The sequence below is a fragment of the Vibrio sinensis genome (assembly GCF_003605645.1).
GTDB classification, from domain to species: domain Bacteria; phylum Pseudomonadota; class Gammaproteobacteria; order Enterobacterales; family Vibrionaceae; genus Vibrio; species Vibrio sinensis.
This window is the reverse complement of record NZ_QVMU01000076.1, coordinates 1-1,290: the sequence shown is the minus strand read 5'-3', so window position 1 is coordinate 1,290 and position 1,290 is coordinate 1. Positions and strand designations below refer to the sequence as shown.

2 pseudogenes are annotated in these 1,290 nt (G+C 43.3%); one reads left to right on the top strand and one right to left on the bottom strand.

What is annotated here, in order from left to right:
* Positions 1 to 279 precede the first annotated feature (279 nt).
* Positions 280 to 1,023 (top strand): annotated as a pseudogene (locus DZ860_RS23720) (DUF4158 domain-containing protein); the annotation flags it as partial.
* A gap of 10 nt (positions 1,024 to 1,033) precedes the next feature.
* On the opposite strand, the pseudogene DZ860_RS23715 reads toward DZ860_RS23720, so the two are convergent.
* Positions 1,034 to 1,290: pseudogene (locus DZ860_RS23715) on the bottom strand (IS4 family transposase); the annotation flags it as partial.

Sequence of the window (1,290 nt, the reverse complement as noted above, 5' to 3'; positions counted from 1 at the left end):
CACCTTTCGCCCCGCCTGTGAACCGACAGCGATACGGTAAGTGATCGAGTGCCCCAGCAGGGGTGTCATCGGGTCGTCATCCACCGCATCCGAGGCCAGATAGCTGTTTTCGACATCCCGTTCCAGCAGGCCTTGCCGTTCCAGATAGGGGTTCTAGGGATTTTCCCCTCTAAAGTAACATAAATCGCCATACTCACCATATTTAAAGGCATACAAAGGTGGGTTACTTCTCCAAAGTATGGCAAATTATGAGGTTAACAACCCCTTAAACTTAATTTAATTAAAAACGAACTATCAATTCTTACCAAAGCTGAGCAGCTTGATCTATATTCTCCGCCGCTATTATCACTTGAACAACAACGATTGTATTTTACGCCAAACGAGATCGAGTTAACAGAGTTGAAAAGTATTCGCCTAAGGAACCACCGATGCTATTTCATTGCGTTATTAGGGTATTTTAAGTCTAAGCCTGTGATTCTTTCACCTAGCTTTAACCTCATCTTTGACGATATGCAGTTTATTTCAACGCAAGTTCAAGGAGGCAAAGGGATCAGGCCTTTCAGCATTAATAAGATGCAGCGTGACCGTATATATCAAAGAATACTGAGGTTATTAAACTATCAGAAATGGGACGAAAGTCTGCACTTTGCGCCGCTGTACGAACATCTTGTTATGGTCGGCAAAGCTTGGCTTGAGCCTCGTTATCTATTCGATGCAGCCGCTGAATATCTAGCAACGCATAGAATTGCCATCCCTAAATATACTGTCTTACAAAAGCTTATCAGTCGTGTTATCCAACAGGTCAAGAAGGCGTTAAATAATAAGCTTCGTATTCATGTTTCATCTGAACTACACGGATTTCTAAATACTATTATCGATGACAAAGATGGGCTCTCCTTAAGCCAGCTTCGAGCCGGTGCAAAAAGCGTTATGGTGACAGAGCTAAAAAAAGAACTGACGGTGTATCATCAGTTACAGCCTTATACAAGACAGATTGATAATGCTGTTAAGGGCTTAGCCCTGAGAGATCCCCTCATAATTTCCCCAAAGCGTAACCATGTGTGAATAAATTTTGAGCTAGTAGGGTTGCAGCCACGAGTAAGTCTTCCCTTGTTATTGTGTAGCCAGAATGCCGCAAAACTTCCATGCCTAAGCGAACTGTTGAGAGTACGTTTCGATTTCTGACTGTGTTAGCCTGGAAGTGCTTGTCCCAACCTTGTTTCTGAGCATGAACGCCCGTAAGCCAACATGTTAGTTGAAGCATCAGGGCGATTAGCAGCATGATATCAA